The following is a 21,426-nucleotide window of genomic DNA, read 5'->3' as shown; positions in this document are numbered from 1 at the left end:
TTTCCAGCGCCATTTCAAAGCCGGGTTCCAGCGCCTATATCGGGCTGACGCAAGCCCGAGAGATCATGTTTTGGCATCATCGCTGACCACCTTCACCGACGAGGCAAGAATTGCCCTCGACACATTGTCGGGACGTGCCACCGGACTTTTTTCTCCATCGCTGCGTCTGGGTGTGACGGGTCTCTCCCGCGCCGGCAAGACCGTCTTCATCTCGGCCTTCGTCCACAATCTGATCCACGGTGGACGTCTGCCGCTGTTCGAGGCGCAGAAGTCGGGGCGTATCGCGCGCGCCTTCCTCGAACAGCAGCCCGACGACGCCGTGCCGCGTTTTCAATATGAGGACCACATCGCCGCTTTGGTCAACGATCGCGTCTGGCCGGACTCGACCCGCGCCATTTCGGAACTGCGGCTGACGATCGAATATGAATCGGCCTCCGGCTGGAACCGCATGTTCTCGTCGGGCAAGCTGTCGGTCGACATCGTCGACTACCCCGGCGAATGGCTGCTCGACCTGCCGCTGCTCGGCAAATCCTTCGCCGATTTTTCGCGCGAAGCCCTCGAAATGGCCACGCTGCCGGTGCGCGAGGATCTTTCGCTGGCCTGGCGAGCGATCTCGGCGGAAATCGACCCGAATGCCGACGCCGAGGAAATGACGGCGCGCCGGCTGGCTGAAAGCTTCGCCGCCTATCTCAAAGCATGCAAGCTCGACGAACGGGCGCTTTCGACCTTGCCGCCCGGCCGTTTCCTGATGCCCGGCGATCTCGAAGGCTCGCCCGCGCTGACTTTCGCGCCGCTGGCCGGCCTGGGCGACAGGCGCGCGCGCAACGGCTCGTTGCACGCCATGATGGAACGGCGCTACGAGGCCTATAAGACGCATGTCGTCAAACCGTTCTTCCGCGAGCACGTCACGCGCCTGGACCGCCAGATCGTGCTCATCGACGCCATGCAGGCGCTGAACGCCGGGCCTGGTGCCATGGCCGACCTGGAGCGGGCCGTCACCGAGATCCTCAGCTGTTTTCGCCCCGGCCGGGGCAGCTTCATAACCGACCTGTTCTCCCGGCGTATCGACCGCATCCTGGTCGCGGCGACCAAGGCCGATCATCTGCACCACGAAAGCCACGACCGGTTGCAGGCGATCGTGCGGCGCCTTGCCGACCGCGCCGTGGCGCGGGCAAATTTCACCGGCGCCGATGTCGATGTCGTCGCCATGGCGGCGGTGCGCGCCACCCGCGAAGGCACCGTCAAACAGGGCCGCGAGACATTGCCTGTTATCATCGGCACGCCGATCGCCGGCGAGAAGATCGATGGTGAAACATTCGACGGAAAGACGGAAACAGCTATATTTCCTGGTGATTTGCCGGAGAACATTGATGCTGTTTTCGACCTTTCGGGGCCGGATCACAGGCAGGACTCCACGGACCCGGCAATCCGCTTCGTCCGGTTCCGACCGCCGAAACTCGAACGCACGGCCGAAGGTGTCACGCTGTCGCTGCCCCATATCAGGCTAGACCGCGCCTTGCAGTTCCTGATCGGAGACTATCTGGCATGACCGCGCCCCGCAAACCGGCGGCATTCCGCATCGAGCCGGAAGCCGCGCCGAAACAAGACGCGCCACAAGCACGCCAGACCGAACCGTCGCGCAGACCGCGCTCCATGAAGGCCGATGTGGCGCTGGTCATCCCGGCGGAGGTCGACGTTTTCGACGAACCGGACGTTATTGCCGCCGAGCCGCCGCCATCGGTCGCCCCCAGAAGGCGCTCGGTTCTCGGCAGCATCTTCTTCGGCGCCTTCGGCGTGCTGGTTTCGCTGGCTGTCGGCCTGTGGACCGACCAGTTGATACGCGATCTCTTTGCCCGCGCCGAATGGCTGGGCTGGCTGGCCGCCGGGATGGCGGCGATTGCGCTGCTGGCGCTGCTGGTAATCCTGATTCGCGAGTTCCTGGCCATCGCCCGCCTCGCCGAGGTCGAAAAGCTGCAGAAGCGCGCGCTCGATGCCATCGCGCGCGACGATCCGAAGGCGGCACGCGCGGTGGTCGACGAGTTGTCGGCCTTTGTCGCGGCCAAACCCGAGACCGCTGCCGGCCGGCGCGCGCTGGCTGAATTGCGCGGCGAGATTATCGACGGCGCCAATCTGGTGCGCCTGGCGGAGGCGGAAATCCTCGGCCCCCTTGATGTCAGGGCCAAGGTGATAATTCTCGAGGCCGCCAAGCGGGTTTCGCTGGTGACGGCCGTGAGCCCTCGCGCGCTGGTCGATGTCGGTTATGTGGTGTTCGAGGCCGGGCGCCTCATCCGCCGGCTTTCGGAACTCTATGGCGGACGGCCCGGAACGCTGGGTTTCTTCCGCCTGGCGCGCAGCGTACTGGCGCATCTGGCGGTCACCGGTTCGATCGCCATCGGCGACAGTTTCGTCCAGCAGATCGTCGGCCACGGCCTGGCGGCCCGCCTCTCGGCAAAGCTGGGCGAAGGCGTCGTCAACGGCATGATGACGGCGCGCATCGGTATCGCCGCGATGGAGACGGCGCGTCCCCTGCCCTTCAGCGCTGCCAGGCGCCCGGGGCTGGGCGATTTCCTCGCAGCATTGACGTCGTTCGCAGCCAAGAAAGACGCCGAAACAGCCGGCTCCGGCAAATAGCGTCCAGCTCTTCGGGACGATGATCGGACTGCTGTTTCGAGGGCCCGCGGTGACGAAGCATTAACCAATCTTCTTCATGGTCGAACCGGTTTCAAACAGCCTCGTTGTTGCCGGGTGTCGTCGATGAAAAGCGTAATTCTGTCCAGCGTCCTGCCCCTGGCGACGGTGATCACAGCTGTCGTCGGCATTGCCTCGGCGGCCTCTGCCACGGAACCGGACAAGCAGTTTTTCCAGTCGGCCGAAGGCAAATGGGTTGGCCCGGGCGAAATCGTCGCCGGCAAATACAAGGGCACGAAATTCAACTGCAGCTTCACCGGCTCCACGCCGGACGGCAAGATGGGCATGACACTGGACGGCGGTTGCCGGGTCGGCATGTTCACCCAGCCCATGTCGGCCAAGATCGAGCGCAAGGGCCGCGACTACAAGGGTTCCTTCATGGGTGGCGCTGCCGGCGCCGGCCTCGATATCATCGGCGGCAACGTCGTCGACGCCCACAAGGTGGTCTTCACCATCAACCGCAACCAATTGCGCGGTGTCATGCAGGCCCGCATTCCCGACGACAATTCCATGACCGTAACGGTTGCCGTGCGCGTTCAGGACCAGTTGGTGCCCGTCATCGGCATGAGCCTGAAGCGCGTCGATGCCGTCGAAGTCGGCTCAATCGCGCCGAACTGAGCGCACCCTCGCCTACGCTATTCCGGACTGAAAAACACTTTTCCTGGGATTTTCGAACCCCACAAAACAAAGAGGCGGCGGCCCATCGCCACCGCCTCCTTGGAAACGGACGAACCAGGCGTCAGCCCTTGATCGCCTTGGTCAGCTCGTCATACGCCTTGCAGGCATCGGCCAGGGTCGTGGAACCCTGGTACTTGGTCGTCACCGCCTGAACCTTGGCGGTCAGGTCAGCCGCCTTGGACGGATCCTTGGTGATCGCCTCCTGCAGCGCGGCGGCCATGTCCTGCGCCTTCTTGGTCGCGATCTCGGTCGTGCATTCCGGCGCCTTCGAACAGGCCGAGCCGGCAAGCACCGCCAGCCCGGCGGCAACGAGCAAAAACTTCTTCATGTCAGTCATCTCCTCAAAAGGGTGCGACTTGATCGCCGCTCACCCCCAATGGCCGAAGCCGAGCGTGCTTAGCCTTCGATTGCGGCAACAAGCAACGCGTGCATGGCGTAAACTTGTGTAAAGAGCCTGCAACATTGCGGCGGGTCGAGTTCAGCCCTTCCATGGAGCAAAGTTCAGCCGCGAGGCTGCAGCAGAGCGAGCACAGCTGTCGATGCAGCAAGGACGGCCGTAACGGTCAATGGCGCCGTGGCACCATAGGTATCCACGACATAGCCACCGACAACCGCGCCGATCGTGATGGCAACCTGGAAAGAGACGACCATCAGGCTGCCCGCTGCTTCCAGCGCGTCAGGTGCCGCACGCGAGAGATTGGTTGGCAGCACCACCGGCCCCATGCCGAAGGCGAAGCCCCAAAGCGTGACGAACCCGAAGGCAACGCCAATGTGCACGCCCCAAAGCACCAAGGCCAGCGCCGCAACCGCCATTAACGCCGCGGTGACCACGAGAGCCATGTGAATATTGGCATCGGCCATGCGGCCGCCGGCAATGTTGCCGATCACAGCGGCGATGCCAAACCCAAGCAGAGCCAGGGCGATTGGACCGGTTGCAAGCAGCGTGACGTGTTCGAGGAAGGGGCGCACATAGACAGAACCAGCAAAATGCCCCGTCATCAGCAAGACAATGGCCAGCATGCCGATTTGAATGCCGCGCCGCCGTGTAAGTCGAAACACGTCTGCAAGACTGTTGCTTGTTGTCGCCGGCAAGGTCGGCAGGCTGAGCAACTGCGCCAACATGGCCAATACGGCCAGCCCCGCTGTCATGGCCATGGCGCTGCGCCACCCCAGCCAGTCGCTGATCAACGCCCCCAAGGACGGCGCGGCAATGGTGGCGAGCGAGACGCCGAGGGTAACGATAGCCATGCCCCGGCCTGTCGCATTGGCGCCGACCAGCCTCGCCACGACGGCAACCGAAAGTGCCCAGAAAGCGCTGAGAGCGATCCCCAGCCCGGCCCGGCCCAACAACAACAGCCAGAAATTGGGTGCCAGCGCCGCAAGAATATTGGAGGCCACCGCCAAAGCCATGAGACCGACCAGCACCGTCTTGCGGTTCAGTCGGCCGATAAGAACATTGCTCAACATGGCCGTCACGGCGCCGACGGAAGCGGTGGCGGTGACGACCTGCCCGGCCGTTCCCTCACTGATACCGAGATCGCGCGCCATTGGCGTCAGCAGGCCTGCGGGCAGGAATTCGGCTGACACCAGGGCAAAGCTGGTGGCCGCCAGTGAAATGACCGCAAACCAAGTGGCTGCGCTCCACGCGGCCGGCGTGTCGGCATCAAGGCCAATCGCGGCGTCTTCAAGCTGTAATGTTGTGTCTGTCACGGAAAGATCTCCAAAGTTTGGAGATCTTGATAGACGAGTTCTGTCGGATGATATGTATCTTAAAATCCGAAATTCATGTCTATTCGTCCGGGATTTGTGCGACGCACAATTCCCGGCGAGACATTGGTGATGCGCTTGAACGCGCGAGCGAAGGATGCCTCGGAATCATAGCCCAAACGAGTAGCGACCTCGGCAACCGACAAACCGCTCTGCCCCAACAACTCGCGGGCAAGCTGCATGCGCAGGCGAGCGAGATAGCGTGCGGCACCCTCGCCCAATACAGCGCTGAAACGCGCGGCGAAAATCGATCGCGATTGGCCTGCCACGCTTGCAAGGCTTCCCAGCGTCCAGTCGTGGCCGGGGTCTCGATGCATGGCTGCCAGTGCGCGGCCGATATGGGGATCGCGGATGGCTGCGAGCCAACCTGTGGTCGAGGCTCCGTTGCAATTGACCCAACAGCGGATGAGCCGGGCTGTCAGCAAATCCGCCATTCGCGACAAGATGGTGGCGCTGCCCATCTGCGGTTGCGCGGCCTCCGTCGTCATAGCCGCCAGCAAAGGACCAACGACCGGGTCATTGCCGGCCACGTCGCAACCCTTGATGACAGCCGGCATCAACGTGATCAATGGATTGAGCGCACAGGAGTCCAAGGCCATGGAGCCGCAGAAAAGGGTGCTTGTCGCGCCCGTTCCTTCCCGCACCACTTCGCAGACATTGCCCCCTAACTTGATCACCTGGCAGCCCTCGAGCGAGTCGCCCACCACGTCCGGCGCACTCGCCAGCCGATGGGCGATGCCCTGCGGCAGCAGCACCAGATCGCCATCGCGCAACTCTTGCCAGCCCTGCGCTTCGGTATGAATCCAGCACGGACCCTGGCCGACAAAGTGAAAACGAAGCAGCGATTGTCGCGGAAATTCTATGCTCCATGGATGTCGGAGCTCGCAGCGGCCATAGTTGACGCCACTCAGGCGAAAATCTTGCAGGACCTCGCTGAGCGCATCCATCGGGATATGGGACGGCGAAGACGGCTGGGACGAACGGTCAAGCATGCAGCTGATATAGATGCCGAACGTCCCGCAGACAAGCGGAGACCGTTGTTCCACCGGGGGATTCGCACCGACAGCACCCTACCTTTCCTGGCAGGCTTCCCGCCCTTGCCTCCCGCTCCCACTGCATGCAAGGAGTGCTATAGGACAAAGGGACGGATCATGGCGGCAGAGGCAGCGGGCAGCGATCTCATTCAGGTGGTGGCATTGCTGGCGGCGGGCGTGGTGGCCGTCCCGATCTTCAAGCGCATGGGTCTCGGTTCGATTCTCGGTTACCTGGCCGCCGGCGTGGTGATCGGTCCGTTCGGCCTCGGCGTCTTTTCCGAATCGGGAGCCATCCTCCATGTCGCCGAACTCGGCGTGGTCATGTTCCTGTTCATCATCGGCCTGGAAATGCAGCCGTCTCGGCTCTGGGGCCTGCGCCGCGAGATCTTTGGGCTTGGCGCGCTTCAAGTCGGCGTCTGCGCGGCGCTCTTGACTGGTGTCGGCATGGCCGGAGGGTTTTCGATTGCGCAATCTTTCGTCGCCGGCGCCGGTTTCGTGCTGACTTCGACGGCCATCGTCATGCAGCTTCTGGAAGAACGCGGCGAAATCGCCGCGCCCAAGGGCCAGCGCATCGTCTCCATCCTGCTGCTGGAGGACCTGGCCATCGTGCCGCTGCTCGCCTTGATCGCCTTCCTGGCGCCGGGCGGTGCCGGTACCAGCCTGTCGGAGCGGCTGACCGAGGTCGGCATCGGCCTCGCCGCGATCATCGGCCTGGTGGTGGCGGGACGCTACCTCCTCAACCCCTTCTTCCGCATCCTGGCGGATGCCCGTGCGCGCGAAGTGATGACGGCTGCGGCTCTGCTGGTCGTGCTCGGATCGGCGCTTGCCATGCAGCTCAGCGGCCTGTCGATGGCGATGGGCGCGTTCCTGGCCGGCGTGCTGCTCTCGGAATCGACCTTCCGCCATCAGCTTGAAGCCGACATCGAGCCGTTCCGCGGCATCCTGCTCGGCCTGTTCTTCCTGGCGGTCGGCATGTCGCTCGATCTGCATGTGGTGGCCGCGAACTGGAAGCTGATCGCCGTCTACGTCGTGGCCTACATGGTGATGAAGGCTTTCGGCATCTACATTGTCGCCCGCATCCTGAAATCAGGCCACCGCGAGGCACTGGAGCGCGCGGTCTTCATGGCGCAAGGCGGTGAATTCGCCTTTGTGCTCTATTCCGCGGCCGCCGCCGTCGGCATCATCGACGGCCAGGCAAACGCAACGCTGACCGCGATAGTCATCATCTCCATGGTGCTGACGCCGCTGGCGATCATCGCCTTGCGCTATTTCACGCCACGGGACGAGCAGTCGCTGGACGGCGTCGAAGTCGCCGACGGCCTGTCCGGCAGCGTGCTGATCATCGGCTTTGGCCGCTTCGGCCAGATCGCCAGCCAACCCCTGCTCTTGCGCGGCATCGACGTCTCGATCATCGACAACGATGTCGAGATGATCCAGGCGGCCGCCGATTTCGGCTTCAAGGTCTATTATGGCGACGGCACGCGGCTGGATATCCTGCACGCGGCCGGGGCCGGCCGGGCGCGGGCCGTGCTCATTTGTGTCGACAAGCCCGACGCCGCCATCCGCATCGCCGAACTTGTCAAGGCTGAGTTCCCCTTGCTTACGGTGCTGGCCCGTGCGTTCGACCGCGGCACGGCGCTGCAGCTCATCCGCGCCGGCGTCGATTATCAGCTGCGCGAAACCTTCGAATCGGCGCTCGTCTTTGGTGGCTCGACCCTCGAGGCGCTGGGCGTCGATCCCGAGGACGTCGCCGAAACGATCGAGGACGTCAGGCGCCGCGACACGGCCCGGTTCGAGACCCAGCTCGCCGAAGGCATCCGCTCGGGACAGCGTTTCCTGAAAGGCAATATCGGTACGCCGATCCCGACCCCACTCTCCACGCCCCGCCGTCCTGGCCAGGCGCTCAACGAGGAAACGGCCGGCGTCCTGCATAAATCCGAATCGGCGGATTGAGGGAGTTAGGCATGGAATTGGACAGCAGAGCCCTGTCGATCACCAAGTTCTGGCGCGACGCCGGCGAGGATGCCTGGTTCGAGAAGAACGACGCTTTCGATGCCGATTTCCGCGACCGCTTCCTCGATCTCCACTACGCCGCAGCGCGCCGTGAATGCGATGTCTGGTCAAGCCATGCCGAGGGCTCGCTGGCGCTGATGATCCTGCTCGACCAGTTCCCGCGCAATTGCTTTCGCGGCACCGGCCACATGTTTGCAACCGACCCACTGGCAAAGCATTTTGCGCAAAAAGCGGTCGATGCCGGCCACGATCTGGCATTGGAACCGGAAGTGCGTGTGTTCCTCTATTTGCCGTTCGAACATTCGGAAAATCTTGCGGACCAGGAGCGGTCGGTCGAACTTCATACCGCCAGGGCCGAGTTCAATCTGAAATACGCGCTGGAGCACCGCGACATCATCCAGCGCTTCGGCCGCTTTCCGCACCGCAACCGGATGCTTGGCCGCGAGACCACGGCTGAGGAAAAAGCATTCCTGGATGACGGTGGTTTCTCCGGCTGATCCGCGATTTAGCGCCGCCACCAGTCGCGGCCTGATGGCAGCCGCTCGATGCCGGCCGCATCGACCGCGCTCAGGCGATCGGCCACGCGTTTGCCGCCGACGGCAAGATCCGGCGCGATTTCGGCCAGCGGCGCCAGCACGAAGGCGCGCTCCAGCATGCGCGGGTGCGGCACTTCCAGGCCCATTTCATGGATGATGCGGTCGCCGAACACCAGGATGTCGATGTCGATGAGGCGCGGCCCCCACCTCTCCTCGCGCACGCGTTTGAGCTTTCGCTCGGCATCGAGGCAGAGGTCGAGCAATGCCCGCGGCGACAGCCGCGTCGACAATTCGGCGGCCGCGTTGAGGAAATCCGGCTGGTCGAGCTTGCCCCAGGGCGGTGTCCGGTAGAGCGAGGAGACGGCGGCCATGTCGGTATCGGGATCGGCGTCGAGGAGGCGCAACGCCGCTCCCATCGACGCCGCCGGATCGCCCAGATTGCCGCCGAGGCTCAGATAGACGGTGTTACTCGGGCCAGACAACGGTCACCTCGACGTAATCGAGCACGCCAGGCACCGGCGCATTGGGCTTGCGAACGGTGACCTCGGCTTTCCGGATCTGGGGAAAGCGCCCGGTGAGAGCCTTCGCGACTTCCAGGGCCAGCGCCTCGATCAGGCAGCGCCGGTGTCCCGTGATGATCTCCTCGATGACGGTGAAGGCGACGCCGTAATTGACGGTTTCCCCGATGGCGTCATCGACGAGCGCGCGTCCCGGCTCGACGGTGAGCGAGGCATCGACGTAGAAGCGCTGCCCCAGCGCTTCTTCCTCGTCCAGCACGCCGTGCCGGGCAAAGAAGGCGCAATTCTTCATGCGGATGACATACATGGCTCAGCGTTCCGATCCGGTTTCCCGCGCCAGCATAGCATCCGCCACCGCCAGCGCGTCCACGTTGATTGCGATATCATGGACGCGAAACAGATGCGCGCCCTTGAGCCGGAGAATGACGCTGGTCGCCGCCGTGCCGGCCGCCCGATCAGCGGCGTCGCGGCCGGTGACGGTGCCGATGAAACGCTTTCGCGACGTACCGGCCATCAGCGGGAAGCCGAGCGCGCCAAGCTCGGCAAACCGTGCCATCAGATCGAGGTTTTCCTCCGCCGTCTCCTTGGCGAAGCCGAAGCCGGGATCGAGCACGATATGGCCGTCGGCGACACCTTGCCCGCGCCCGATCTCAAGCGATTTTCCCAGGAACGCCAGCTGGTCGGCGATCACATCGGGCAGCTTGTCGCGATCCCGTCCAGTATGCATGATGACAAGCCCGGCGCCGGTTTCGGCCGCCACCCGCGCAATGTCGGGCTCACGCTGCAGACCCCAGACATCGTTGACGATATGCGCACCGGCCTTGACGGCGAGCCGCGCGGTGTCGGCACGATAGGTGTCGACGGAAATCAGCACGTCGCCGACCTGCGCCAACGCCTCGATCACGGGCAGGATACGGGCCTGCTCCTCGCTGGCCGATATCGCGGCGGCGCCCGGGCGGGTCGATTCTCCGCCGACATCGATGACGGCGGCTCCTTCCCCGATCATGCGGCGCGCCTGGACGAGCGCGGGTTCAGGAGCATCAAACAAGCCGCCATCGGAGAAGCTGTCGGGTGTGACATTGAGGATGCCGACGACCACGGCCTTGCCGCCAAGCTCGAGATGGCGTCCATGCGCCAATTGCCATCGCCCCGCCGTCATTGCGCTTCAACCATGGGCTCATCAACCAAGATGCCATCAACGATGTGTGATCCGCATTGGATCAATTCCGTTGCGCCGGCGAAGGCCGTAAAGCAAGGTGATTGAAGAGGCAACATGATGATACGATCCCTGTGCGCGCTGCTGCTTACCGCCGCCGTTCCGGCGAATGCGGCCAATCTGGTGAAGACATACAGCTATTTCGCCATTGGCGGCAGAACGCTGGAGGATATCGAGCAGCAACTTGCCAAACACGGGCCCCAGGTCAAAAGCACGGGGTCGCGCCACCCTGGCGCCACCCAGATGGCTTTCACGACACGCATCAGCTACGCCAGCCAGCCGGGCTCCTGCCGGATCGCCGACGCGGCCGTCACCGTCAAGGTCAAGGTGATCCTTCCGGAATGGCGCCGCCCGCGCAAAGCCGACGCCGATGTGCGGCTGTTCTGGGATACCTTGTCCGCCGACATCAAGCGCCATGAAGACCGCCATGTCGAGATCGCCCAGAACCACGGCCGCGCGCTGGAAGACGCCCTGAAGGCAGCTTATCCGCAGAAGGATTGCGACGCCGCAAAGGCCAAGGCCGCCGCGATCACTGCGGCCGAGCTTGCCAAACACGACAGGGACCAGGTGCGGTTCGACCGTGTCGAAGGCGCCAATTTCGAAAGCCGCATCCTGCGGCTGCTGCGTTACCGGATGGAGCGCATCGAGAGCGGCCAGTTGCGGCCGCCGGCCTGAATCTCCTCGCCGCCTCCGTTCGCCTGGATGCAAGCCAGCCGGGCGGAAGCGTAGTGCCAGCTTGGAATTTTTTTCGAGCAACGGTCGAAATCGGCCTATACGGAACGACATATCCAGGGTTGCCAAGGGCACAATTCAGAAGCACGGGCATCACGATCGATCACGCCGCGGATGCACCAGACAAGCCCAATGGTGATGCGGCAGCGCAAAGCGCATGGACGAGAAGATTTATGGACCAGGCTGTCGACAAGCAGGCCGTGGCGGCCGTGAGCGCGCCGCTGAGCGAAAGCGAAAAGAACGCCATTATTGGCGGCGTTCTCCTGTCGATGCTGCTGGCAGCCCTCGACCAGACCATCGTCGCGCCCGCCATGCCGACCATCGGGCGCTTGCTCGGCCGTGCCGAATACCTGCCATGGATCGTCACCGGCTACCTCTTGACCGCAACCGCCGTGGCACCGCTCTACGGCAAGATTTCCGACGTCTATGGGCGTCGGCCAACCGTCTACGCGGCAATCCTCATCTTCCTTGCTGGATCGCTGGTCAGCGCACTGGCCCCCAACATGTTCGTCCTCATCCTGGGTCGCGCGATCCAGGGGGCCGGTGGCGGCGGTCTTTTCGCGCTGACGCAGACCGTGGTCGGAGACCTCGTCCCGCCGCGCGAGCGGGCGCGCTATGCGGCGTGGTTTTCCGGTACCTGGGCCGTTGCCAGCGTCGCCGGGCCGCTGCTGGGCGGCACCTTCGCTGAGCATCTGCACTGGTCTCTCATTTTCTGGATCAATATCCCGCTGGGCTTTCTTGCCATGGCGATCATCAACAAGCCGCTCAAGAAGCTGCCCATCGCGGCCAAGAACCACAGCATCGATGGCCTCGGCGCATTGCTGCTGATCGTGGCAACGGCGCTGTTGCTGCTGGCACTGAACTGGGGCGGCAGTGCCTATCCCTGGTTATCGCCGGAAGTCATCGGCGTCCTGGCGTGCTCCGCGCTGTTCTGGGGCGCCTTTGCCTTGCGGCTGATGCGGGCGGCCGAACCGCTCATCTCGCTCGAGGTGCTGGGCAACCCGATCGTCCTGGCCGGCACCCTGTCGATGTTCCTGCTCCAGGCCTCCAGCGTCGGCCTTGCCGTGTATCTGCCGGTCTATCTGCAGTCGATACTCGGCCTCACGGCCAGCGAGTCGGGCATTGCAATGCTTGGTCTTCTGCTTGGAACCGTGGGCGGCGCCGCTTCCAGCGGCCGCCTGATACCACGCTTCACCCACTACAAGCGCATCGCCATGGTCGGCGTCGTCTTCGCCATCCTGTGCACGGGCCTGCTGGCTTTTGTCGCCGGCCATGCATCGCTGCTTGCCGTCGAAGCCCTGACCATCTGTATCGGGCTGGGAACCGGCACGACATTTCCGGTAACCACCGTGTCCGTGCAGAACGCCGTCGACCGCATGCATCTTGGCGTAGCGACGGGGGTGCTTACCTTTCTGCGTTCGCTGGGCAGTGCATTGGGGGTGGCGATGCTCGGCGCGGTCGCCCTTGGCTTTGGGTTGCCGCTGGCCGGCGAAGGCGTTCAGGTGGCTGGACATGTCGTATCGGCCCAACCCTTCGTGATGATCTTTCTCGTCGCGGCCGGCACTCTGGGATTGGGCCTCGTCACGCTGACGCTGATGCCCGAGAAAGAACTTCGGGGCCACGTCGATGATCCGGCGCCGATCCTGGCGGAATAACTAGCCGGAAACGCCGAGCTTCTTTTGCAGGCTGGTGGACGAGGTCGTGTACTGGAACACGATGCGCTCGCCGGGGCTGACGATGCGCTTGGCGGCCTGCGCCATCAGTGCCACCTCGTGAAAGCCCGACAGGATCAGCTTCAGCTTGCCCGGGTACCAGTTGATGTCGCCCACCGCGAAAATGCCGGGCACCGAGGTCTGGAACTTCTCGGTATCGACCGGGATCAGGTTCTCATGGAGATTGAGCCCCCATTCCGCGATCGGGCCGAGCTTCATGGTCAGTCCGAAGAACGGCAGCATGCGGGTGCAAGGCACCTCGACGTCGCCATCCGGGCCGCCCTTGATGGTGGCCGATGACAACCGGCCATCGGCTCCGGTGAGCCCGGTCACCTGACCGACCCTGAATTCCAGCTGCTTCATCTCCTGCATGGCGTACATCTTGTTGACGCTGTCGGGCGCCGCGCGAAACTCGGCCCGCCGGTGAACCAGTGTCACGCTCTTTGCCATCGACTGCAGGTTCAGCGTCCAGTCGAGCGCCGAGTCGCCGCCGCCGACGATGACAAGGTCATGGCCGCGGAAATCCTCCATCCGGCGCACCGAATAGAAGACGCTCTTGCCCTCATAGGGTTCGATGCCCGGGATCGGCGGGCGCTTCGGCTGGAATGAGCCGCCGCCGGCGGCGATGACCACCACCTTGGCCTCGAATACCTCGTTCTCGTCCGTGGTGACGCGAAAGCCGCCGTCCTCCAGCTTCTCAAGGCTGGAGACCATGCGGTTATAGGTGAATTCAGGCTGGAACGGCGCGACCTGCTCGAGCAGCTTGTCGACGAGCCCTTGCGCCGAGATCGAGGGCCAGCCGGGAATGTCGTAGATCGGCTTTTCCGGATAGAGTTCCGCGCATTGGCCGCCGGGCTTGTCGAGGATGTCGATCAGGTGGCATTTCAGGTCCAGCAGGCCGAGCTCGAACACGGCGAACAGGCCGACCGGCCCTGCCCCGACAATGAGGACGTCTGTGCTGATGATGCCGGTCATGATGCGCCTCGCTGCGAAAGTCCGGGCGAGACTGCATGACCAGCGGCCCGCTGCCAAGCGTCAGCGGCAAAAATCGCCCGTGCTGGCTTCAGCCCTGACGCTCGGGCACCCGGACGATCAGGCCGTCGAGCGCGTCGCGTACCTTGATCTGGCAGGACAGGCGCGAGTTCGGCTGGACGTCGTAGGCGAAGTCCAGCATGTCTTCCTCCATCGCCTCGGGCTCGCCGACTTCGGCCGTCCATGCCTCATCGACATAGACATGGCAGGTCGCGCAGGCGCAGGCGCCGCCGCACTCCGCCTCGATGCCCGGGACAGCGTTGCGGATGGCGTTCTCCATGACCGTCGAGCCGTTTTCGGCGTCCACGTCGAAATGTGTGCCGTCATGGGCGATGAAGGTCAGTTTGGTCATTTGTCACCTGAAGGGAGTTTCGCCCCGGACGAAGGGAGTTCGCCCGAGGGGAAAGCGAGTTTCGCCCGAGATAATCACTCCGGCAAACAAGTCAACTGCCGTGCGAAAGCGGCGCTCCGTGACGTTTTTGTCGCAAACCTGGATCAGCGATTGATGGCGGCGATGAAGTCGCGCACTTCGTCGATCAGCCTGCCGAGCCGCTTGAGCGTCTGGGCGTCCTCCGGGCGATGCTCGATATCGGTGACACAATCGGCGATGGCGAAGGCACCCACGCCACGGGCCGACCCTTTCAAACCATGAGCCAGCAGGAGCCGGTCCTTGATGTCGGCATCGACTATTTTGTCGCGTACCGACAGTGCCTGCTGTACAAACAGCGCCAGCACCTCTTGCTCGAGGGCGCGGTCGCCCATCGTTTGCCGGGCAAGGTGTGCCAAATCGACCGGTCGGGACTGCCTCGTTCCCGATACGTCGCCCCCCGGCATTGAGAAGGCAATGCCGCTTTCGCCACGCATGAACTCGAACTCCATTTTCTTCGGTCGCCTGAAAACCTAGGCGAATCCAGTGGACAACGGGTTAATGGATGGCCCGGAAAAATGTTGCGAAAGCGGCGCCCAAATCACGCTTCCGTTAACCTTATATTTAAAGTTTTACGTATCCCGCGGAATGCATGTTTTCTTTACCCCCCTGTGTCATTACGATACGAGGGTCCATTTTCAGCCTCCTGCGCGGGGGTAAGACAAGCACAATTATAAGCCCCCGCGGCAGCTAGTACAGGGTAGCGAAGGCATGGCGAAGAAACCAACAACGACCAGAACTCTCGACAGCGACGTAGCCAGGGAACTCGAAAAAGCGCTCGATCTTGACCTGAGCGGCGATACCGATAGCGGCGACCTCGATATCGCGGCCTCGATGGAAGATCTGGAAGCGCAGATATCACAGGCCGCCGACGAACTGGCACGCGAGGGACGCAATCAGCAGCCGGCGCCCGTCGTCGATCAGCCCCAGGCCGCGAAGCCCGCGCCAAACGCCAAGCCGGCCGAACTTCGCCCGGTTGAGACGCGCAATGGTGGCCAGCCCGCCGGCTTCGCGCCAGCCAACGACGATCGTCAGAAAGATTACAAGACCCTTCTGCACAGCCTGAACAGGCGCGCCTCCAACACCATTTACTGGGTCATCGCCTTTGTCTCGCTTGCCTGGATCGCGGGCGCCGGCGGACTGGCGAACCTGCTTTTTGGACCGAGCATCTGGCGGATCCGCACGCTGGACCAGTTCTTCGCCCGCCCCGAACTGATCGGCCTTGCCGTCGCGGCTATCGTGCCTGTCATCCTGTTCTGGGCCTTCGCGACGATGATTCGCCGCGCTCAGGACATGCGCATCGCCGCGCAATCGATGACGGAAGTGGCCTTCCGCCTGACCGAGCCGGAAAACATGGCCCAGGATCGCGTCATGATGATCGGCCAGGCCGTCCGCCGCGAGGTGGCTGCCATGGGCGAAGGCATCGAACGCACCCTTGCCCGTGCCGTCGAACTGGAGACGCTGGTCCACAGCGAGGTCAACCAGATCGAGCGCTCCTATTCGGAAAACGAAACCCGCATCAGGTCGCTGGTCGACGGATTGGGCAGCGAACGCGAAGCAGTGGTCACCCATGCCGAACGCGTCCGCGCCTCGATCTCCGGCGCGCACGAGACGCTGCGCGATGAAATCGGCGCGGCAAGCGACATCATCCGTGACAGCATCCTCAACGCGTCGACCAAACTGTCGATGACGATCACCAATTCCGGCGACACGCTGATCGACCGCATCAACGAAAGCTCGATGTCGATCTTCGATTCGGTGGAGGGCCGGCTCGACAACATTACCGACAGGCTTTCAACCTCCGGCGAGGCTTTCGCCAGCCTGCTCGACACCCGTATCGCCAAGCTGACGGACACCACGGACGGCTTGACCCGTTCGTTGACGGACCTGCTCGACGATCGCACCACCGGCATGGTGTCGCTGCTCGGCGGCGCCGCGCGCACCCTCAATTCCGAGTTCGAGGCCAGCCTCAACGGCATCGAACGCACCTTGGCCGAACGCGGCCAGGCGCTGATCAGTGAATTTCAGACCCGCGCCGAAGCGCTGGACACCGGCACCCAGAAGCTCAATGCCGCGCTGGAAGCCCGCGCCCGCCAGATCAACGAAACGCTGGTCGAGCGCGCGCGCGAAATCGCCCACACCTTCGCCGAGAGCAAGGACACGCTGTCGGCCATGATCGATCAGGGCAAGACCCAGATCGGCGCCGACATGGCCGACATCGTCACCTCGACCTCTTCCATGCTCGAAGCGCGCGCCAGCGATTTCGCCGGCCGCATGGAGGCAGCCCGCCACGTCGTGTCGCGCTCCTTCGATGCCGACATCCAGCGGCTCGCCGACGCGCGCGTCGGTATCGAAGAAGCCGTCGAAAACCATAGCCGCAAGCTCTCCGAGAGCCGCGAGCGCATGGCGGCAGCCATGCAGGCGGACCTGGAGAAATTCGACGAAGGCCGCGCCGGCATCGATGCGGCGGTGACCAACCAGGTGCAGAGGCTGGCCGAAGGCCGCAGCCTGATAGCGCGTGCGCTCGAAGAAGACCTGCGCAAGGTCAACGAATCGCGTGCCGCCATCGATGCGTCGCTCGGCAGCCACCTCGAAAGGCTGGAAGAAGGCCGCAACCGGCTCTCACTGGCTCTCAACGAAGACTCCGGAAAATTGGTGCAAGCTCGTACCATCATTGATGAAATGGTGGCCGGGCACGTTGGAAAACTGGCCGAAGGCCGCAACATTTTGTCGCGCGCCTTGGAGGCCGATCTCGGCAAATTGTCCGAGAGCCGCGCCGACATTGACGGCCTTGTCGCCGGCCAGGTCGAGAAAATCGCCGAGGGCCGCGCGGTGCTCGCCAAGGCGCTGGAAAACGACATTGCTGGTATCAAGAACCTCATCGAGGCGCATTCGGCGAAACTGGCCGAGGACCGCACGCAGCTTGGCCGTTCGCTCGAAAGCGACCTGTCGGGGATACGCGGGCTGATCGACAGCCATTCGGGACGCCTGGCGGAAGACCGCGGCCTGCTGTCGCAGACGCTCGAAGCCGACCTCGCCAAGCTGGCCGAAAGCCGCTCCAGCATCGACGGTCTGGTCGCCGGCCAGGTCGAGAAGCTCGCCGAGGGCCGCGACATCCTCAAGCGTGCGCTGGAATCCGACCTCAATACGATCAAGAACGTCATATCAAGCCAGTCGGACAGGCTGGCCGAGGATCGCGGGCAGCTCTCACGTGTTCTGGAAGCCGATCTGCAGAATGTGAACAGCGTCATCGCCGACCACATGAACAGGCTGGTTCAGGATCGCTCGACCTTGTCGAAGGCGCTGGAGGACGATCTCGCCAAGCTGGCCGAAAGCCGCTCCGGCATCGACGGTCTGGTCGCCGGCCAGGTCGAGAAGCTCGCCGAGGGTCGCGACATCCTGCGCCGCGCATTGGAAGCCGACCTCAGCACGGTCAGAAACACCGTTGCCGACCAGTCCCAGAAGCTGGTCGACGACCGCGCCCAGTTCGCCCGCGCGCTGGAGGCCGATCTCGAAACTGTCAACAGACTTGTCAACAGCCACTCGGACCGACTTGCCCAAGAGCGATCGACACTGTCAAAGGCGCTTGAGGCCGATCTCGAGGCTGTCGGCAGCCACGTCAGCAGTCACGCGGAACGGCTTGTGCAGGAGCGTTCGACCTTGTCGAAGGCACTTGAGGCCGACCTTGAGACTGTCGGCACCCACGTCAACAATCATGCGGAACGGCTTGTGCAGGAGCGTTCGACCTTGTCGAAGGCTCTCGAGGACGATCTTGCCAAGCTGGCCGAAAGCCGCTCCAGCATCGACGGTCTGGTCGCCGGCCAGGTCGAGAAGCTTGCCGAAGGCCGCGATGTCCTCAAGCGTGCGCTGGAGGCAGACCTTGCCAAGCTGGCTGAAAGTCGCTCCAGCATCGACGGTCTGGTCGCCGGCCAGGTCGAGAAGCTCGCCGAAGGCCGCGACATTCTCAAGCGTGCTCTCGAAGCCGACCTCCAGAAGCTGACCGAAAGCCGCGGCGATATCGACGATATCATCGCCGGACATGTCGGCAAGTTGTCCGAAGGCCGCAACATGCTCAGCCGCGCGCTGGAAGATGATCTCGGCAAGCTCGCCGAGAGCCGCAAGGAGGTCGATCGTTCGCTGTCCGGCCACATCGACCAGATCGCGGCCAGGAGCACGGACATTTCCGCCGCGATCGCCGCCGATGTCGACAAGATCGAGCAGGCGTTCAGCCGCCAGACCGGCATCATCGAGGAACGCGCCGGCACCATGGAGCGCGCGCTCTCGACTGGTGTCGACAACGTCCGCAACGTGCTCGAGAAGAGCGCTGTCTTCGTCGCCGGCGCATTGCGCGAAAAGGTGTTGGAAGTCACCAGCACGCTGCACGAACAGGCCGGTGCGGCTTTCAGCGACGCCGATCGCAAGATCGCCGAGCGCGCCGAGCAGACGTCCGCCGCCCTGCTGGCCCGGGCCGAAGACATCGCCCGCACCTTCGAGGAGGCCGATCGTCGCCTCCACGCCCGTGCGGAGGATACGTCGAACGCCCTGCTCGCCCGCGCCGATGACACCTCCAGCTCGCTGCTGGCCCGTGCCCACGAAACCGCCGATCAACTCGCTGCCCGCGCCGGCGAGATCGCCGGCACCTTCGACATGGCCGACCAGAAGCTTGCCGCCCGCGCCCAGGAAACCGCCGATCAGCTGGCCGCCCGCGCAAGCGAGATTGCCGGCACGTTCGACGCGGCCGACCAGAAGCTGGTCGCCCGTGCCGTGGAAACGGCGCAGTCGCTGGCCGCCCGCGCCGGCGACATCCTGCGGAACTTCGAAAGCGCCGACCAGCGGCTCGGCATGCGCATCGGCGAATCCGCCGAGGCGCTCGCCGCCCGCGCGTCGGACCTCGGTCGTATCTTCGATGCCGCCGACCAGCATTTGGTCTCGCGCATCGCCGAGGGTTCGGACGCGCTGTCCAGCCGGGCATCCGAAATCGCCCGCATCTTCGACGACGCCGACCAGCGCCTGGTTTCGCGCATCGCCGACAGCACCTCGACGATCGGCGAGCATGCGCAGACCATTGTCGGCGCCTTTGCAAGCACCGAGCAGCGGGTCGCCGATCGCGCCCGCCAGACCGGTCAGGAGCTGGCCGTGCACGCCCGCGAAATCGAGCAGGCACTTGCTGGCGCCGACGAGCGTCTTGCATCGAGCGCGGCGGCAGCGGCCGCCCGTGTCGAAGAACAGATCGCTGGGGTCGAAAACCGGCTCGCCTACACCACCGAGACGATGGGCCAGAAGCTCAACGAGCAGGTGTCGAGTGCCGAGGCACAACTCGTATCGCGTGCCAATGTGATCGCGGAAACCTTTACCGCGGTCGGACAACATATCGGCCAGAGCACCAATGACGCGGCCAAGACGATCGGCGCCAACACCCGCGAGCTCAACACCATGCTCGCGGCGCGGTCGGCCGAGATGTCGAAGATCCTCGACGAAACCGCGCGGCCTTTGGTCGAGCGCTTCGCCCAGGGCGGCTCGGAACTGCAGAAGAGCATGGAAGAGGTCACGGAACGCGCGACCGAGAAGCTGCGCAGCGAGAATGCAGCCCTGGTCAACGCACTGGCCAGCCGCACCGCCGAAACCTTGTCGGCGGTCGAAGGCGCCCGCTCGTCGCTATCCGACAGCGTCGCCGATCTGATCGGCCGCATGACCGAGTCCAGCTCGCAGCTCGGTCAGCTGATCGAGCAGGCCGCGGTCAACCTCGGCGAGGTCGACGAACGTCTGACCGGCAGCACGCAAAGCTTCGCGGCGACCACCGAAAAGGCGGCGCAGACCTTTGCCAGCTCGGCGCGTCTGGTCGATTCGAACACGACGAGGCTGACGGAACTGTCGTCGTCGACCTTGCGCGAAGTCGCCTCGATCGCCACCAAGTTCGATGAACACAGCCGCTTGCTGGCCAGCGCCTCGGACCTGTTGAGCTCGGCCCAGAGCAACCTCGAACACACGCTGGAAAGGCAGTCCTCACTTGAGGACCTCGCCGTCGGCCTGGTCAAGAAGTCGGAAGATCTCGAAAGGGTCATGCGCTCGTTCGAAAATCTCGTCGGCCAGACCCTGCAGAACGCCGAGGGCAAGACAATGGAGTCCGCCGACAAGATCCGCAACGCCATCACCGACGTCGTCGATTCGGCAACCAAGCGCTTCGCCGATGCGACCGAGGAGATGCGGCGCACCGCGGGCTCGATCAAGAGCGAGCTCGACCTCACCCGCGCCGAGCTCAAGAAGGGCGTCATCGAGATGCCGGAAGAGGCAAAGGAGTCGACATCGGCCATCCGCCGCGCGGTTTCCGAGCAGATCAACGCCTTGAAGGAGCTTTCGGACATCGTGGCGAAGTCCGGTCGTGGCGGCGACACTTCAGAACCGCGGCCCTTGCGCCCTGCGCCGCAGGCACCGGCGGCACGCGCCGCCGAGCCACCCCGTCGCGCCCCGGCACCGCAGGCGGACCTGCGCCCGCCACAGGCGCCACTGGGCGGCGCGGGACTGCGCGGCACGCTCGATCTGGATCGCCCGGCTGAGGCAGCACCGCGCCAGCGTGCCACCGACGCCACTGCCCGCGCGCCGCAAGGCGGCTGGGTGCGCGATCTCTTGACCGCCGCGTCGAACGATGCCGAGCTCAGGCCGGCGGCTTCCCAGGCGCCAGCGGAAGCCCCGCGCGCGGCCCCTGCCCAGCGTTCGCCGGCACATGTCGTGGAATCGCTGAACTCGCTGTCCGTCGATATCGCGCGGGCCATCGACCACGATGCCTCGATCGAGCTGTGGAACCGCTACCGGCGTGGCGAGCGTGACGTGTTCACGCGCAGGCTCTACACGCTCAAGGGCCAGCAGACGTTCGACGAAATCCGCCGCAAGTACCAGGCGGAGGCCGAATTCCGCACCGCCGTCGACCGCTATTGCGACGATTTCGAGAAGCTGCTCAAGGATGTCTCGCGCAACGACCGCGACAACATCATGGCGCAGACCTATCTCACGTCGGACACCGGCAAGGTCTACACCATGCTGGCCCATGCCAGCGGCCGCCTGCATTAGGCGGTCGA

17 protein-coding genes are annotated in these 21,426 nt (G+C 64.1%); 8 read left to right on the top strand and 9 right to left on the bottom strand.

The window, feature by feature from the left end:
• The first annotated feature begins 70 nt into the window (after nucleotides 1-70).
• The 3 genes from LB555_RS07525 (at nucleotide 71) to LB555_RS07515 (ending at nucleotide 3,306) form a co-directional block, all read left to right on the top strand.
• On the top strand, nucleotides 71-1,549 hold the full coding sequence (locus tag LB555_RS07525) for a YcjX family protein (RefSeq protein ID WP_224682573.1): 1,479 nt from the start codon (nucleotides 71-73) through the stop codon (nucleotides 1,547-1,549).
• On the top strand, nucleotides 1,546-2,631 hold the full coding sequence (locus tag LB555_RS07520) for a YcjF family protein (protein ID WP_140821797.1): 1,086 nt from the start codon (nucleotides 1,546-1,548) through the stop codon (nucleotides 2,629-2,631). The genes LB555_RS07525 and LB555_RS07520 overlap by 4 nt, the downstream gene beginning before the upstream one ends.
• Nucleotides 2,632-2,754: 123 nt before the next feature.
• A complete protein-coding gene (locus LB555_RS07515; RefSeq protein ID WP_140716846.1) occupies nucleotides 2,755-3,306 on the top strand; it encodes a hypothetical protein in 552 nt (183 codons plus the stop codon).
• Between the two features lie 121 nt (nucleotides 3,307-3,427).
• Here LB555_RS07515 and LB555_RS07510 read toward each other — a convergent pair whose 3' ends face one another.
• The 3 genes from LB555_RS07510 to LB555_RS07500 all read right to left on the bottom strand — a co-directional run bounded on the left by LB555_RS07510 (nucleotide 3,428) and on the right by LB555_RS07500 (nucleotide 6,125).
• Nucleotides 3,428-3,694, bottom strand: a complete 267-nt coding sequence (locus tag LB555_RS07510) for a hypothetical protein (RefSeq protein ID WP_015317683.1) — start codon at nucleotides 3,692-3,694, stop codon at nucleotides 3,428-3,430.
• 173 nt (nucleotides 3,695-3,867) lie between these two features.
• The gene (locus LB555_RS07505; RefSeq protein ID WP_224682572.1) at nucleotides 3,868-5,076 is read right to left on the bottom strand and encodes an MFS transporter; all 1,209 of its coding nucleotides are present in this window, start codon (nucleotides 5,074-5,076) and stop codon (nucleotides 3,868-3,870) included.
• Nucleotides 5,077-5,135: 59 nt separating this feature from the next.
• On the bottom strand, nucleotides 5,136-6,125 hold the full coding sequence (locus tag LB555_RS07500; RefSeq protein ID WP_224527824.1) for an AraC family transcriptional regulator: 990 nt from the start codon (nucleotides 6,123-6,125) through the stop codon (nucleotides 5,136-5,138).
• Between the two features lie 159 nt (nucleotides 6,126-6,284).
• Between LB555_RS07500 and LB555_RS07495 the strand changes: the two genes are divergently transcribed.
• Entirely contained in the window at nucleotides 6,285-8,120 is a 1,836-nt protein-coding gene (locus LB555_RS07495; protein ID WP_224682571.1) for a monovalent cation:proton antiporter-2 (CPA2) family protein, read from the top strand.
• 11 nt (nucleotides 8,121-8,131) lie between these two features.
• Entirely contained in the window at nucleotides 8,132-8,677 is a 546-nt protein-coding gene (locus LB555_RS07490; protein ID WP_140716840.1) for a DUF924 family protein, read from the top strand.
• An 8-nt stretch (nucleotides 8,678-8,685) separates the two neighbouring features.
• Here the strand turns inward: LB555_RS07490 and folK are convergent, their stop codons facing one another.
• Genes folK through folP form a run of 3 tightly spaced genes read right to left on the bottom strand, consistent with a single transcriptional unit; the run spans nucleotide 8,686 to nucleotide 10,393 of the window.
• Nucleotides 8,686-9,198 carry a 2-amino-4-hydroxy-6-hydroxymethyldihydropteridine diphosphokinase gene (folK, locus tag LB555_RS07485; protein WP_140726813.1) on the bottom strand — a complete coding sequence of 171 codons (513 nt, stop codon included), beginning with the start codon at nucleotides 9,196-9,198 and terminating at the stop codon, nucleotides 8,686-8,688.
• A complete protein-coding gene (gene folB / locus LB555_RS07480; protein WP_140616272.1) occupies nucleotides 9,182-9,541 on the bottom strand; it encodes a dihydroneopterin aldolase in 360 nt (119 codons plus the stop codon). The genes folK and folB overlap by 17 nt, the downstream gene beginning before the upstream one ends.
• Before the next feature lie 3 nt (nucleotides 9,542-9,544).
• Complete coding sequence (gene folP / locus LB555_RS07475) at nucleotides 9,545-10,393, bottom strand: dihydropteroate synthase (protein WP_140726810.1); 849 nt, start codon at nucleotides 10,391-10,393, stop codon at nucleotides 9,545-9,547.
• 114 nt (nucleotides 10,394-10,507) lie between these two features.
• On the opposite strand from folP, the gene LB555_RS07470 reads away from it, so the two are divergent.
• Both LB555_RS07470 and LB555_RS07465 read left to right on the top strand, forming a co-directional pair.
• A complete protein-coding gene (locus LB555_RS07470) occupies nucleotides 10,508-11,125 on the top strand; it encodes a DUF922 domain-containing Zn-dependent protease (protein ID WP_224682570.1) in 618 nt (205 codons plus the stop codon).
• Nucleotides 11,126-11,355: 230 nt separating this feature from the next.
• On the top strand, nucleotides 11,356-12,837 hold the full coding sequence (locus LB555_RS07465; protein ID WP_224682569.1) for an MDR family MFS transporter: 1,482 nt from the start codon (nucleotides 11,356-11,358) through the stop codon (nucleotides 12,835-12,837).
• Here LB555_RS07465 and LB555_RS07460 read toward each other — a convergent pair whose 3' ends face one another.
• From LB555_RS07460 to LB555_RS07450, 3 genes are all read right to left on the bottom strand, one after another.
• Complete coding sequence (locus tag LB555_RS07460) at nucleotides 12,838-13,869, bottom strand: NAD(P)/FAD-dependent oxidoreductase (protein WP_224682568.1); 1,032 nt, start codon at nucleotides 13,867-13,869, stop codon at nucleotides 12,838-12,840.
• A gap of 88 nt (nucleotides 13,870-13,957) precedes the next feature.
• Nucleotides 13,958-14,278, bottom strand: a complete 321-nt coding sequence (locus LB555_RS07455) for a 2Fe-2S iron-sulfur cluster-binding protein (protein ID WP_015317672.1) — start codon at nucleotides 14,276-14,278, stop codon at nucleotides 13,958-13,960.
• Between the two features lie 143 nt (nucleotides 14,279-14,421).
• Nucleotides 14,422-14,790: an Hpt domain-containing protein gene (locus LB555_RS07450; protein ID WP_015317671.1), complete on the bottom strand. Its 369-nt coding sequence runs from the start codon at nucleotides 14,788-14,790 to the stop codon at nucleotides 14,422-14,424.
• A 274-nt stretch (nucleotides 14,791-15,064) separates the two neighbouring features.
• Between LB555_RS07450 and LB555_RS07445 the strand changes: the two genes are divergently transcribed.
• Complete coding sequence (locus tag LB555_RS07445; RefSeq protein ID WP_224682567.1) at nucleotides 15,065-21,418, top strand: kinesin; 6,354 nt, start codon at nucleotides 15,065-15,067, stop codon at nucleotides 21,416-21,418.
• The last annotated feature ends 8 nt before the right edge of the window (nucleotides 21,419-21,426 follow it).

The sequence above is a fragment of the Mesorhizobium sp. BR-1-1-10 genome (assembly GCF_020165595.1).
Lineage (GTDB): Bacteria > Pseudomonadota > Alphaproteobacteria > Rhizobiales > Rhizobiaceae > Mesorhizobium > Mesorhizobium australicum.
Note: the sequence above shows the minus strand (reverse complement) of the source record. Positions and strands in the feature narration are given on the sequence as shown.

What these genes read in the sequence shown, in the direction of transcription:
- LB555_RS07470 (WP_224682570.1), top strand. Translation starts at nt 10,508, where the DNA reads ATGATGATACGATCCCTGTGCGCGCTGCTGCTTACCGCCGCCGTTCCG.
- LB555_RS07445 (WP_224682567.1), top strand. Translation starts at nt 15,065, where the DNA reads ATGGCGAAGAAACCAACAACGACCAGAACTCTCGACAGCGACGTAGCC.
- LB555_RS07515 (WP_140716846.1), top strand. Translation starts at nt 2,755, where the DNA reads ATGAAAAGCGTAATTCTGTCCAGCGTCCTGCCCCTGGCGACGGTGATC.
- LB555_RS07455 (WP_015317672.1), bottom strand. Translation starts at nt 14,278, where the DNA reads ATGACCAAACTGACCTTCATCGCCCATGACGGCACACATTTCGACGTG.
- LB555_RS07490 (WP_140716840.1), top strand. Translation starts at nt 8,132, where the DNA reads ATGGAATTGGACAGCAGAGCCCTGTCGATCACCAAGTTCTGGCGCGAC.
- LB555_RS07500 (WP_224527824.1), bottom strand. Translation starts at nt 6,125, where the DNA reads ATGCTTGACCGTTCGTCCCAGCCGTCTTCGCCGTCCCATATCCCGATG.
- LB555_RS07450 (WP_015317671.1), bottom strand. Translation starts at nt 14,790, where the DNA reads ATGCGTGGCGAAAGCGGCATTGCCTTCTCAATGCCGGGGGGCGACGTA.
- folP (WP_140726810.1), bottom strand. Translation starts at nt 10,393, where the DNA reads ATGACGGCGGGGCGATGGCAATTGGCGCATGGACGCCATCTCGAGCTT.
- LB555_RS07520 (WP_140821797.1), top strand. Translation starts at nt 1,546, where the DNA reads ATGACCGCGCCCCGCAAACCGGCGGCATTCCGCATCGAGCCGGAAGCC.
- LB555_RS07510 (WP_015317683.1), bottom strand. Translation starts at nt 3,694, where the DNA reads ATGAAGAAGTTTTTGCTCGTTGCCGCCGGGCTGGCGGTGCTTGCCGGC.
- folB (WP_140616272.1), bottom strand. Translation starts at nt 9,541, where the DNA reads ATGTATGTCATCCGCATGAAGAATTGCGCCTTCTTTGCCCGGCACGGC.
- LB555_RS07495 (WP_224682571.1), top strand. Translation starts at nt 6,285, where the DNA reads ATGGCGGCAGAGGCAGCGGGCAGCGATCTCATTCAGGTGGTGGCATTG.
- LB555_RS07465 (WP_224682569.1), top strand. Translation starts at nt 11,356, where the DNA reads ATGGACCAGGCTGTCGACAAGCAGGCCGTGGCGGCCGTGAGCGCGCCG.
- LB555_RS07460 (WP_224682568.1), bottom strand. Translation starts at nt 13,869, where the DNA reads ATGACCGGCATCATCAGCACAGACGTCCTCATTGTCGGGGCAGGGCCG.